Source organism: Rhizobium leguminosarum bv. viciae USDA 2370 (assembly GCF_002008365.1).
In the GTDB taxonomy this organism is placed as follows: Bacteria; Pseudomonadota; Alphaproteobacteria; order Rhizobiales; family Rhizobiaceae; genus Rhizobium; species Rhizobium leguminosarum.
Window position 1 is genome coordinate 1 of record NZ_MRDL01000015.1, and the last position, 12,736, is coordinate 12,736.

A 12,736-nucleotide genomic window follows, 5' to 3' on the forward strand; every position below is an offset into this window, starting at 1 on the left:
CGAGGAGGCGCCGATCTTCCAGGTCGCCGACTACGGATTGGTCGCCGATCTCTTCGACGCCCTGCCGGAATTGCAAAAGGCGCTCTGACCGCGCCAAATGCTTTTCTTTCGCACTTGCGAATGACTGGAAAATTATCTTTTATCGGGCTACTACTGCTGCCGGGCGATCCTTCGTCCGGCAGTATTGCTAGAAAAATGCGGCGGCGCGGGGGCGAATGCCGTGCGGGGGTTTGGAGATGAATGCGGTGTTGAAGAATATTGGTATTATCGGTGCCGGTCAGATGGGCTGCGGCATCGCGCATGTTTCGGCCGCCGCAGGTTACAGGGTTCACATCTACGATCTCTCGCAGGACCGCATCGAATCTGGCCTTGCCACCATCAACGGCAACCTGGCCCGCCTGGTGACGAACGGCAAGATGACCGAAGAGGAGCGCAAGTCGACCTTGTCGCTCATCACAGGCTCGTCCGATGTCAATGATCTCGCCCCCTCCGATCTCGTCATCGAGGCCGCCACCGAGGATGAAACGGTCAAGCGCAAGATCTATACGCAGGTCTGTCCGGTCCTGAAGCCGGAAGCACTGCTTGCCACCAACACCTCTTCCCTGTCTATCACCCGGCTTGCTGCCGCCACCGACCGCCCCGAGCGCTTCATGGGCATACATTTCATGAACCCGGTGCCGGTGATGAAGCTGGTCGAACTGGTGCGCGGCATCGCGACCGACGAGAAGACCTTTTCCGCCGCCAAGGAATTCGTCGGAACTCTGGAAAAGACCATCACCGTCGCCGAGGATTTCCCTGCCTTCATCGTCAACCGCATCCTGCTGCCGATGATCAACGAAGCGATCTACACGCTCTATGAAGGCGTCGGCACGGTCGACGCCATCGATACGGCGATGAAGCTCGGCGCCAACCACCCGATGGGACCGCTGCAGCTTGCCGATTTCATCGGCCTCGACACCTGCCTCTCGATCATGCAGGTGCTGCATGACGGCCTGGCGGATTCGAAATATCGTCCCTGCCCGCTGCTGGTAAAATATGTCGAAGCCGGCTGGCTCGGACGCAAGTCCGGCCGCGGCTTCTATGACTATCGTGGCGAAGTGCCGGTCCCGACGCGGTAAGCGGCCATCACCTGAAAGGGCGAATAGACCGAGCGCCCGCTAAATGCTTTCTTTGCCGGGAACGGGAGGAAACGCCATGTCGACCGAAACACCCATGTTCCTGCTGCAATGCTGCGTCCTTATCGGAATCGCCGGCGTCTTTCTCATGAGAGGAGATGGGGACTCCTGATCAACGTCGTTACGACCCGATCGCACCCTTGATTAGCGCCTTCGCGTCTTCGCTATCCCACGCGGCCGGGCCGTTCATGGCGGAGATCAGGCAGCCCTTGTCGTTGAGCAGCAGCGTCACCGGAAGGCCGAAGGCAAGGCCTTCCTTCTTCAGGCTGTTGAACACGCCGATCGTATTGTCGCGGTAGAGCTGCAGCGCATCGACGCCGGTTTCAGTCAGGAACGTCTTCGGCTTCTCATCGTCGCCGGTGTCGATATTGACCGGCACGACCTGGAACCTGTCGCTACCCATCTCCTTTTCGAGTGCGTTCAGCGCCGGCATTTCCTCGCGGCAGGGCACACACCAGGTGGCCCAGAGATTGAGGAGCACGGTCTTGCCGGCGAAATGATCGAGCGTCAGCGGCTTGCCATCCGGCCCGTTGAAGGAAACCGCCGTCAGCTTGCGCGGCTCGGTGGCGGCAACCATGGCGGCCACCTGCCCCTTCATGAGCGGTGCCAGATTGGCAGCACGCTCCTTCGCCAGCGAGCATTCGGCCGAAGCGCTGCTGCCGATCCCATTGCCAATCCCCTTCTCCTTCACGTATACCGCTGCCGCACCTGCAACGACACCTGCGACGGCGGCGATTGCGATCAATTTTCCGGACGGCAGGCCGAAGGGTTTTTTCGTCGTCATTTCATTCTCCAGGACGGGCATCTTCCATGGCCGAGAACAACACGGACACCAAATCCTCCAACCAGATGTGGGGTGGGCGCTTCGCCTCCGGCCCGGACGCGATCATGGAGGAGATAAATGCCTCGATCGGTTTCGACAAGAAGCTATTCGCCCAGGACATCCGCGGTTCGATCGCCCACGCGACCATGCTTGCCCATCAGGCGATCATTTCATCAGACGATAAGGACAAGATCGTTCACGGGCTAAACACGATCCTGTCAGAAATCGAAAGCGGCAATTTCGAATTCTCGCGTCAGCTCGAAGACATCCACATGAATGTCGAGGCACGCCTGGCGACGCTGATCGGACCGGCGGCCGGCCGCCTGCACACCGCCCGCTCGCGCAATGATCAGGTGGCGCTCGACTTCCGCCTCTGGGTGAAGGAAGAGCTGCAGAAGACCGAGCAGATGCTGACCGGCCTGATCGCGGCCTTCCTCGACCGCGCCGAAGAACATGCCGAAAGCGTCATGCCGGGCTTCACCCATCTGCAGACCGCCCAGCCCGTTACCTTCGGCCATCACTGCATGGCCTATGTCGAAATGTTCGGCCGCGATCGCTCGCGCGTGCGCCACGCCATCGAGCATCTGGATGAAAGCCCCATCGGCGCCGCAGCCCTTGCCGGCACCGGCTATCCGATCGACCGCCACATGACAGCCAAGGCGCTCGGTTTCCGCGAGCCGACCCGCAACTCCATCGATACGGTCTCCGACCGCGATTTCGCCATCGAATTCCTGTCGATCGCGGCGATTGCGGGCATGCACCTGTCGCGTCTGGCAGAAGAGATCGTCATTTGGTCGACCCCGCAATTCGGATTCGTGCGTCTCTCCGACGCCTTCTCGACCGGCTCGTCGATCATGCCGCAGAAGAAGAATCCGGATGCCGCTGAACTGGTGCGCGCCAAGACCGGCCGCATCAACGGCTCGCTGGTGGCGCTGTTGACGATCATGAAGGGTCTGCCGCTCGCCTATTCCAAGGACATGCAGGAAGACAAGGAACAGGTCTTCGACGCAGCCGAGAGCCTGGAACTGGCAATCGCTGCCATGACCGGCATGGTGCGCGACATGACCGTCAACACCGCGCGCATGAAGGCGGCGGCCGGCTCCGGCTATTCGACGGCGACCGATCTTGCCGACTGGCTGGTGCGCGAAGCCGGCCTCCCCTTCCGCGATGCCCATCACGTGACCGGCCGCGCCGTAGCACTCGCCGAAAGCAAGGGCTGCGACCTTGCCGAACTTCCGCTTTCCGATCTGCAGGTGATCCACCCCGACATCACCGACAAGGTCTACGACGTGCTGACCGTCGAGGCCTCGGTCGCCAGCCGCAAGAGCTTCGGCGGCACGGCACCGTCCGAAGTGCGCAGGCAGATCGCCTTCTGGCGCGCCCGCAACTAAGAGATATCAGGCGTGGCGAAGAGCCGCCACACCCTTCCTGCAGGTGGAAAGACCGTCCAACAATCAGGGTGCACAAGGCGGATAAACTTCGCTATGAAGATGTCCATCATTCGATATGAATGATGCCAGCACATGCCGCAGAAGAGGATATCCATGAAGAGCTTGCCGCATCTCATCCGCCTGACGGCGGTTCTCGCCGTCATCGGCCTTGCCGTTGCCGGATGCGGGCGCAAGGGCGACCTCGATCCGCCGAGTGCTGCGGCAACCAAGGAAGGCGACGTTTCCAAGCCGACGAAACAGCCGGGAACTGTCGACAAGCCCTTCCTTCTCGATCCCCTTCTTTAAGGCATAAGCCCGTGAACCATTTCGAGTACCGTGACGGCGTCCTCCATGCCGAGAACGTTCCCGTTCCCGAGATCGCCAAGGCGGTCGGCACACCTTTCTACGTCTATTCCACCGCGACGCTGGAACGCCACTACCGCGTCTTTTCGGAAGCGTTCGCCGACATGGACTCCATGGTCTGTTATGCGATGAAGGCGAATTCGAACCAGGCGGTGCTGAAGACGCTGGGCCGCCTCGGCGCCGGCATCGATGTCGTCTCGGAAGGCGAGCTGCGCCGCGCGCTTGCCGCCGATATTCCGGCGAGCCGCATCATGTTCTCAGGTGTCGGCAAGACGCCGTCCGAGATGGATTTTGCGCTTGAGGCCGGCATCTACTGCTTCAACGTCGAATCCGAGCCCGAGCTCGAGATCCTCAATCAGCGCGCCGTCAGCGCGGGCAAGAAAGCGCCGGTCTCCTTCCGCATCAACCCGGATGTCGATGCGAAGACGCATTCCAAGATCTCGACCGGCAAGAAAGAAAACAAGTTCGGCATCTCCTGGGAGCGCGCCCGCGCCATCTATGCCCATGCCGCCAAGCTGCCGGGCATCGAGGTTACCGGCATCGACATGCATATTGGCAGTCAGATCACGGAACTGCAGCCCTTCGACGACGCCTTCAAGTTGTTGCACGACCTTGTCGCGACGCTCCGCGCCGACGGCCACACCATCCACCACGTCGATATCGGCGGCGGCCTCGGCATCCCCTACAAGGACGACAACAATCCGCCGCCGCTGCCGGATGCCTATGCGGCAATCGTCAAGAACCAGCTGCGCGGCTTGGACTGCAAGATCATCACCGAGCCCGGCCGCCTGATCGTTGGCAATGCCGGTATCCTCGTGACCGAAGTCCTCTATGTGAAGGATGGCGGCGAAAAGACCTTCGTCATCGTCGACGGCGCAATGAACGACCTCATCCGCCCGACGCTCTACGAGGCCTATCACGAGATCCGGCCGGTAACAATTTCAGCGGCCAACGCCCCCCGCATCCGCGCCGACGTGGTCGGCCCCGTTTGCGAGACCGGCGATTATCTGGCGCTCGACCGCGAGATGGCGATGCCGAAGCCCGGCGACCTGATGGCCGTCAGCACTGCCGGCGCCTACGGTGCGGTCCAGGCCGGCACTTATAACAGCCGCCTGCTGGTGCCCGAAGTTCTGGTCAGGGGCAGCGATTTCCATACGATTCGACCGCGCAGAACCTATGCCGAACTGATCAGCCTCGATTCCGTTCCGGCCTGGCTCGACTAGCGCATCGGCCCGAAAATCGGACGATTTTCAGCACGATGCGAGGATTGAAAGAGTTAGAGCGTCCTTTGTGCGTCCGAAAGGACGCACGGCGCTCTAAGCATGTCGCGCAAAAGTGCGCGGCGGTTTTCCGATCACGACATGGGTAAAACAAAGACCTAAAGCGCGCGAAGCAATCCGAAAGATCGCGACGCGCTTTAAGTCGCATCACTTTTTGGCGAATAACCGTGAAAAGCCAGTATTACTGGCCGCTCGCCCTCGCCTTCGCCACAAAGAGTGTTATCCTTTCGTTCATGAGCGTATTGCCCTGCAATCGCCGGAAGCGCCCTCTGTTCCAGAACGCCAGATCGCGGAGACCGGACCGATGACAAGCCCCTCGAGGCAGAAGAAAGGTGCATTTGCGTTCCGGCCCTCGCTTGCCCGGCTGGTGACGACGAAACGCCTGCTGGCGCGCATCGTGCTCTTTTTCGAGCAGCTGCTGCCGCCTCTGATGCCGGTACTATCCGTCATCGCCTTTTATCTCTCCGCCTCCTGGTTCGGTCTCTTCCGCAGTGTGCCAGACTGGCTGCGCATCCTGCTGCTCATCGCCTTTGCTGGCGCTTTTCTCGTCTCGCTCCTCCCCTTCCGCACCCTGCGCTGGCCGAGGATCGCGGAAGCCGACCGCATGCTGGAGGAGCGCAACGGCCTGCCTCACCAGCCGGTCACCGTCCAGGAAGACGAGCCGGCCTTTGATACGCCCTTTGGCCGAGCGCTCTGGCGCGAGCACCAGACGCGCATGGCCGAAAAGATCGCAGCACTCGATGCCGGACTGCCGCGGCCTGACATCGCCGCGCATGACCGTTTTGCGCTGCGCGCCGTCCCGGCGCTGCTGCTCGTCACGGCCTTCGGTTATTCGCTGTCGATCAACGGCGGCTCGATCCGCGACGCGTTGCAGGCAGCACCCGAGCAGGTGGTCAGCGATCCGGCGGTGCGCATCGACGCCTGGGTGACGCCGCCTTCCTATACCGGCCGCGCCCCGATCTATCTGACGGCTGACGGCAGCGAGCAGGCGCCGATCGGCATTCCGCAGTTTTCGGGCCTTACCGTACGGGTCAGCGGCGGAAAGACGGCCGAAAAAGTCGTGTTCCGCAAGGCCAACGGCGAGGCGCAGGATATTTCAGTACAGGCGGATACCAAACCGCAGCAGACGGCGGCATCCGGAAGCGAGCAGCCGACGGCGGCACCTGCCAGCCAGGCTCTCGTCGCGCAGACGCATATGATGAAGCTCCAGGAGAACGGTGCACTTGAGGTCAACGGCCGGCGCTGGAGCTTCGAGGTGCTCCCCGACAAGGCGCCAGAAATTGCCTTCGACGGCCTGCCGAAGCGCAGCGTCAACGGCGCGCTTGAAATCGCCTTCACGGTCAAGGACGATTACGGGGTCCAGGAGGCGCATGCGGAGATCGTTCCCGTCGAAACCGATCCGACGGCAACGCCGCTCTATCCGCTGCCGGAATACCGGCTGGATATTCCCCGCCGCAACGCCCGCGACGCCAAGGGTGTGACCAGCCGGAACCTGACCGAACATCCGCTTGCCGGCAAGCGCGTGCGCATCACGCTCGTTGCCAAGGATGCCGCAGGCCAGACCGGCCGCAGCCCGCCGTATGAGATGGCGCTGCCGTCGCGGCCCTTCAACGAGCCGCTTGCCGCGGCTGTCGCCGAAGAACGGCAGGTTTTCGCGCTCGATACGCGCAAGATGCCGCAGGCGATCGCACTGAACGAGGCACTGACCATTCGTCCCGAGGAGACGATCCCCAAGCTCACCAACTATCTGCTCTTGGAATCCGCCCTGGCGCGCATGAAACTTGCAAGGGGCGAGGATGCGCTGAAGGATACGGCCCAATATTTGTGGGAGATCGCCCTCGGCATGGAAGATGGCGATCTTTCGCTTGCCGAGCGCAAGCTGCGCGAAGCCCAGCAGAACCTCGCCGACGCGTTGGATCGCAACGCCCCGGACGCGGAGATCAAGAAGCTGATGGACGAGCTTCGCAAGGCGATGCAGGACTATATGACCGAGCTTGCCCAACGCATGCAGAACGCGCCGATGCAGCCGAACCAGAACGCGCAGAATATCCTGCGTCAGCAGGATCTGGAACGGATGATGGACCAGATCGAGAATCTCGCCCGCTCCGGCAATCGTGACGCCGCCCAGCAGATGCTGTCGGAATTGCAGCGGATGATGAACAACCTGCAGGCGGGCCGTCCACAGCGCGGCCAGCAGAGTCAGGAAAACAGCGAGGCCCGCAAGCAGATCGACAAGCTCGGCGAGATCCTGCGCGACCAACAGAAGCTGATGGAACAGACCTTCCGGCTCGACCAGCAGCTCAGGGACCGCATGCAGCGCGGTGAGTCTGATATGGGCGAGAACGATCCGCTGCTCGACGAGATGAACCCCGGAGAGAACGGCGAGCCTCAGGATCAGCAGCAGGGCCAGCAAGGCAAGGAAGGCCAGCAGCCCTCCGACCAGATGACGGCCGAGCAGCTGCGTGAGGCGCTGAAACAGCTGCGCGCCCAGCAGGATGCGCTCGGCAAGCAGCTCGGCGAATTGCAGAAGAGTCTCGGCGAGATGGGCATGAAGCCTGGCCCGGGCTTTGGCCAGGCGCAGCGTGAAATGGAGGGCGCCGGCCGTGAACTCGGCCAGGGCCGCGGCCAACCGGCCGTCGAGGGCCAGGGCCGCGCGCTGGAAGCACTTCGCCAGGGCGCCCGCGACATGATGAACCAAATGATGCAGGCGCAGCAGGGCCAACAGGGTCAAGGTCCGAACGGCCAGGTTGGCCAGGGCGACCAGAACGGCCGCGACCCACTCGGCCGGCCACGCCGGCCCCAAGGGCCGGATTTCGGCGACAACAGCGTGAAGGTGCCCGACGAAATCGACGTTCAGCGGGCGCGAGAAATCCTTGACGCGATCCGGGAAAAGCTCGGCAACAATCCGCCGCAGGAAATGGAACGGCGCTATCTCGAGCGGCTGCTGGACATCCAGTAGCACCGCAACGCGATGGACAGCAGGCGCGTTAGAACAAGATCATTCCAGGCCGAACCGGCCTAAAGCATGTCGCGCAAAAGTGTGCAGCGGTTTTGCGATAACGACTTGCGTAAAAACAAAGACCTAAAGCGCAAGGCGCGAATCTGAAAGATGGCGACGCGCTTTAGAAGCTGAATCGTGATCTCAATCAAAGAAATGGAGCATGATTTCGCCCGAAATCACGCTTTCAGCATCCTGGCTCTAAGCGACAAGCGCTCGGGCGACTGCCTTGCGGATATCGGGAAGCGCGAATGGCTTAGCGACGACGTCGATGATCTTTTCGGCAAGATCGTCGGCCCGTTCGCGCTGTTCGGCATAGCCGGTCATCAGCAGGATTTTCAAGCCAGGAAAAGCGTCTTTTGCCTGATGGGCGAGTTCAATGCCGTCCATCACGGGCATGCGGATATCTGAAAGCAGTAGATCGTAGACCCCGTCTTTGAGCTTCTCCAAGCCCTCGGCCCCATCGGCCGCCTCATCGGTCTCGTGGCCATCAAGCCTAAGGGCCCGGGCTACGAAGGACCGCAGGGAGTCCTCGTCTTCCGTAATCAGAATTCTTGCCATATGTGCATCGCTCCGTATCAGCCCCGCGACGGAAATCACCAGACTTTCCTTTTCGATCGGTAAAGATGACGAAGCGATGGACGAGATGGTTAACAACCCGTCTTGAAGGCAACAGTTCAGGCGTCCCCGGTAACCACGCCGACGAAGGGCAGTTCGCGAAAGGCATAGGCGACATCCATGCCGTAGCCCACGACAAAATAGTCGGGGCATTCGAAGCCGACATAGTCAGCCTCCAGCTTTTCCTTGCGCTTGACGCGCTTGTCGAGCAGCACGGCGATCGTGACGTTGCGCGCGCCACGCTCGAAGAGCAGTTCCTTGGCAAAGAGCAGCGTTCGGCCGGATTCGAGGATATCGTCGATCAGCAGAACGTCGCGGCCATGGACGTCGCTGTCGATATCCTTGACGATGCGCACGCCCTGCGAAACCGTGCCGATGCCGTAACTCGACAAGGTGATGAACTCGACCTCCGGGGCAAGCCCGCTATCATGCAGGGCGCGGATCAGGTCGGCGGCGAAGATGAAGGAGCCCTTCAGCACGGCGATGACGAGCAGGTCCTTGGTCGGGCCATTGGCGATCTCCCGCGCCATCGAATGATTGCGCTCGGCGATCTGCTCGGCGGTGAAGAGCGGCTCGATGTTTTTTCCGCGCACGACAGGCATAAGGGCTTGCTCCATGAAAAGAAGGGTAAGCCGTTAGCACATATGCGAGCCTGAAACAGCCTCGTCGGCTATGAAATTAACGCGATTGGCGCGACCTGTGGCGGGAAAGTCGGCCATTCCATGTCCTGTTACATCTATGGCAGGAAGGAAAGCCGGACCTCCGGCATTTTTCCGCCGGCATGCTGGACGCGAGCCGAGAAGCCCCGGCTCTGGCCGCTATAGATCACATCCGCCGGCGGGTTGATGACGATGCTTGCGGTCAGCCGCTCGTCGGTCACGAGATCGGCACGGATCGGATGCACCGTCTGCGTCGTGCCACTCTCATTTTCGATGATGCCGTTGATGACGAGAACGCGCATGCCGTTCGCATCACGCGGCGTCACCGTGACATGGGTGAAATGCAGCGGCGCTCCGGAAGTGGCTCGCTCGCCGGAAAAGCCGGAAAAACCACCTGCAAGCCCGAAGACGAGCACGACGAGCGCGAACACCAGCGCTGCGAAGCTCCGCATCGACGCGCGCTGCAGCCAGGATTCCACTGTCCTCAGAACGGAAGCAGCCATCGCCGGCATCAGCGCCGGCTGTGCGGCCTGTGCGGCAGCCATGCGCTTGCGGTTGTCGTTATAACTCCTTGCATTGAATTCCCTGGGCCGCACATTGCCGAGGGTAACGAATTCGGCGTCGGAGATATCGGCAGGTCGCGCCGAGCGGTACTGGCGGTTGGCGGGTTCCGGCGGCAGGAAATCATAGGCCTGGCCCGGCGTCCGGCGACTGAAGGAGGATGCTTCCATGGTGGCTGCCTCGCAGATGTCCACATGGTTTCGTTGCCAGGAGAAATCTGGCATTGAAACGAATCCTGCTCAGTCGTAAATTTTAATGGTTAATGCTTCGCAAAGATCGCCATCAAACGGGCGTCTTTCCAGCAAAATTTACCGGCTGTTAACGGTGTTGGTTAACAAGTCGTGCGGTGAAACCCACAACAGACTGAGCTGCCCGTTGATCCACTTCGAGAATGTCGGTTTGCGTTATGGCATGGGCCCGGAAATCCTCCGGGACCTGACCTTCGACATTCCGAAGAAATCCTTTCAGTTCCTGACCGGCCCATCGGGCGCCGGCAAAACGTCGCTGCTGCGGATGCTTTTCATGTCGCTGCAGCCGACACGCGGCCTGATCCGCATGTTCGGGCGCGATATTTCCGAAATCCCCCGCCCCGAACTGCCGCTTCTGCGCCGCCGCGTCGGCATCGTCTTCCAGGATTTCCGCCTCCTCGACCATCTCACAACCTATGAGAATGTCGCTTTGCCCTTACGGGTACGTGGCAAGGATGAGAGCTCCTACAAGACCGATGTCCTGGAACTGTTGAAATGGGTCGGCCTTGGCGAACGCATCAATGTGTTGCCGCCCGTGCTCTCCGGCGGCGAGAAGCAGCGCGCCGCAATCGCCCGGGCGCTGATGGACCGGCCGGAAGTGCTGCTGGCCGACGAACCCACAGGCAATGTCGATCCACCGATGGCCAAGCGCCTGCTCAATCTTTTCCTCGAGCTGAACCGCCTCGGCACGGCGGTCGTGATCGCCACCCATGACCTGGCGCTGATGGAACAGGTGGAAGCCCGCCGCATGATCCTCTCAGAGGGGCATCTCGATATCTATGACTGAGCCCCCGTCCAGAAACCCCGAGAAGGCGTCGGCCAAGATCCAGCAGAAGCGGCCGGAACTGCGCGTGCGTCCGACGGCGCCGATCCTGCCGCCTTCCAACATCCAGGGCAGTGCGTTGATGGTGGTGATATCAATCATGGCCTTTCTCGCCTGCCTGACGCTCGGCGGCGTCAGCATGGTGCGCTCGACGGCGGCAAGTTGGGAGAGCCAGATCTCCCGCGAGATCACCATTCAGATCAAGCCGGACGACAATCTCGACATGGAGAAGGCGCTGACCCAGGCGCGCGACCTGGCGCTGACCTTCGTCGGCACCAAGAGCGGCCAGATCGTCGACGAGGCGGCGACCGCTCGCCTGCTCGAACCCTGGCTCGGCCCCGGTCTCGATCTCAAGGATCTGCCCGTTCCCCGTCTCGTCATCATTACCATCGACGAGAGCAATCCGCCGGATTTCGATTCGATGCGAGCGCTGCTCAAGGACAGTATCCCGCAGGCCAGCCTCGACGATCACCGCACCTGGGTCGACCGGCTGGTGTCCATGGCGCACACGACTGTGATGATCGGCACCGGCATCCTGCTCCTGGTTTTCACGGCGATGGTGCTTACCGTCGTCTTCGCTACGCGCGGCGCGTTGTCGGGCAATCGTCACGTCGTTGAAGTGCTGCATTTCGTCGGCGCCGAAAGCTCCTTCGTCGCCACCGAATTCCAGAAGCATTTTCTGAAGATCAGCCTGAAGGGCTCGGCGATCGGCAGCGCGCTTGCCGCTCTCTTCTTCGCCACCGCCGGTTTCTGGCAGAGCCGCACCCTCGCCACCCCGGAAACGGACCAGGCGACCGCGCTTTTCGGCACCTTCTCCGTCGGCGTTCTCGGTTATGCCGGCATCTTCGCAACGATGATTGTCATCGCGCTCCTCACCACCTTCACCGCGCGGCTGACCGTCATGCGGACGATCTACGAGATCGATACACTACGCTCGGACCCGACACGCACCGACGGCATCGGAAGTTGATCGTGACCGGGCCGTTTTGCCATGAAAGCGTCTGTTCTGCGCCGCAATCAGCGTATAATCACGATTCATGACCATGGGACATACGACACCCAACCCGATTCATCAGGGCCCGGAGCTTGATCGCCCGGTGGGTCTGCCGCCGCGGCGCGGGCCGATCCGCCGCCTGCTGCGCTGGGGCGGCTTTGCCTGCCTGCTGGCAATCGCCCTGGTGTTCGGCGGTTTTCTGCGTTTTGCTGATTCGGTGACGACGCTCCGGCCGCCGGCCGAGCCGAAGGCGGATGCGATTGTGGTACTGACGGGTGGCTACCAGCGCATCGACCAGGCGGTGGAGCTGTTGCAGAAGGGTGCCGGCAAACGCTTGCTCATTTCCGGCGTCCACCCGACGACGACACCGGCACAGATCCGCAAGATGACGCAAGGCTCGGCCGATCTCTTCTCCTGCTGTGTCGATATCGGCTACGATGCGATCGACACGATCGGCAATGCCGAGGAAGCTTCGAACTGGATCCACGCCAAGGGATACCGGAGCGTTCTGATCGTCACCAACAATTACCACATGCCACGAAGCCTCGCCGAACTCTCCTATGTCGATCCCGACATCGAGTTCATCGCTTATCCCGTGGTCAATTCGGATTTGAAGAGCAGCAACTGGTTCACCGACCCGAATGCGATGCGCGTCATGCTTGCCGAATATGCGAAAGTGCTGCTGGCGGGCGCCCGCAACATCACCGGCTTCGGCCGCCACACCGGGCTGCGCTCGGCAAATGCGTCCGGTCAGCAATAGAGCC

Annotated in this window: 12 protein-coding genes; 8 read left to right on the plus strand and 4 right to left on the minus strand. The window is 61.4% G+C overall.

Annotated elements, in window-relative coordinates:
* Positions 1 to 236 precede the first annotated feature (236 nt).
* The gene (locus BS629_RS06135) at positions 237 to 1,118 is read left to right on the plus strand and encodes a 3-hydroxybutyryl-CoA dehydrogenase (RefSeq protein WP_003543296.1); all 882 of its coding nucleotides are present in this window, start codon (positions 237 to 239) and stop codon (positions 1,116 to 1,118) included.
* 178 nt (positions 1,119 to 1,296) lie between these two features.
* Here BS629_RS06135 and tlpA read toward each other — a convergent pair whose 3' ends face one another.
* Positions 1,297 to 1,959, minus strand: coding sequence for a thiol:disulfide interchange protein TlpA (tlpA, locus tag BS629_RS06140; protein ID WP_018243780.1), 663 nt, complete (start codon positions 1,957 to 1,959; stop codon positions 1,297 to 1,299).
* A 26-nt stretch (positions 1,960 to 1,985) separates the two neighbouring features.
* On the opposite strand from tlpA, the gene argH reads away from it, so the two are divergent.
* From argH to BS629_RS06160, 4 genes are all read left to right on the plus strand, one after another.
* Positions 1,986 to 3,389: an argininosuccinate lyase gene (gene argH, locus BS629_RS06145; protein ID WP_018243781.1), complete on the plus strand. Its 1,404-nt coding sequence runs from the start codon at positions 1,986 to 1,988 to the stop codon at positions 3,387 to 3,389.
* A gap of 132 nt (positions 3,390 to 3,521) precedes the next feature.
* Entirely contained in the window at positions 3,522 to 3,734 is a 213-nt protein-coding gene (gene lptM / locus BS629_RS06150; RefSeq protein ID WP_018243782.1) for an LPS translocon maturation chaperone LptM, read from the plus strand.
* Between the two features lie 11 nt (positions 3,735 to 3,745).
* The gene (gene lysA, locus BS629_RS06155; protein WP_018243783.1) at positions 3,746 to 5,014 is read left to right on the plus strand and encodes a diaminopimelate decarboxylase; all 1,269 of its coding nucleotides are present in this window, start codon (positions 3,746 to 3,748) and stop codon (positions 5,012 to 5,014) included.
* Positions 5,015 to 5,375: 361 nt separating this feature from the next.
* A complete protein-coding gene (locus BS629_RS06160) occupies positions 5,376 to 8,030 on the plus strand; it encodes a TIGR02302 family protein (protein WP_018243784.1) in 2,655 nt (884 codons plus the stop codon).
* A gap of 240 nt (positions 8,031 to 8,270) precedes the next feature.
* Here BS629_RS06160 and BS629_RS06165 read toward each other — a convergent pair whose 3' ends face one another.
* The 3 genes from BS629_RS06165 to BS629_RS06175 all read right to left on the minus strand — a co-directional run bounded on the left by BS629_RS06165 (position 8,271) and on the right by BS629_RS06175 (position 10,077).
* A complete protein-coding gene (locus tag BS629_RS06165) occupies positions 8,271 to 8,630 on the minus strand; it encodes a response regulator (protein WP_003543311.1) in 360 nt (119 codons plus the stop codon).
* A gap of 116 nt (positions 8,631 to 8,746) precedes the next feature.
* The gene (gene hpt, locus BS629_RS06170) at positions 8,747 to 9,289 is read right to left on the minus strand and encodes a hypoxanthine phosphoribosyltransferase (protein ID WP_003567049.1); all 543 of its coding nucleotides are present in this window, start codon (positions 9,287 to 9,289) and stop codon (positions 8,747 to 8,749) included.
* Between the two features lie 134 nt (positions 9,290 to 9,423).
* Positions 9,424 to 10,077 (minus strand): membrane protein, encoded by a 654-nt coding sequence (locus tag BS629_RS06175; protein WP_026188539.1) that lies wholly within the window; start codon positions 10,075 to 10,077, stop codon positions 9,424 to 9,426.
* 205 nt (positions 10,078 to 10,282) lie between these two features.
* On the opposite strand from BS629_RS06175, the gene ftsE reads away from it, so the two are divergent.
* The 3 genes from ftsE (at position 10,283) to BS629_RS06190 (ending at position 12,732) form a co-directional block, all read left to right on the plus strand.
* The gene (gene ftsE / locus BS629_RS06180; protein ID WP_003543317.1) at positions 10,283 to 10,942 is read left to right on the plus strand and encodes a cell division ATP-binding protein FtsE; all 660 of its coding nucleotides are present in this window, start codon (positions 10,283 to 10,285) and stop codon (positions 10,940 to 10,942) included.
* On the plus strand, positions 10,935 to 11,948 hold the full coding sequence (locus tag BS629_RS06185) for a cell division protein FtsX (protein ID WP_018243786.1): 1,014 nt from the start codon (positions 10,935 to 10,937) through the stop codon (positions 11,946 to 11,948). The genes ftsE and BS629_RS06185 overlap by 8 nt, the downstream gene beginning before the upstream one ends.
* Positions 11,949 to 12,021: 73 nt before the next feature.
* Positions 12,022 to 12,732 carry a YdcF family protein gene (locus tag BS629_RS06190; protein ID WP_018243787.1) on the plus strand — a complete coding sequence of 237 codons (711 nt, stop codon included), beginning with the start codon at positions 12,022 to 12,024 and terminating at the stop codon, positions 12,730 to 12,732.
* The last annotated feature ends 4 nt before the right edge of the window (positions 12,733 to 12,736 follow it).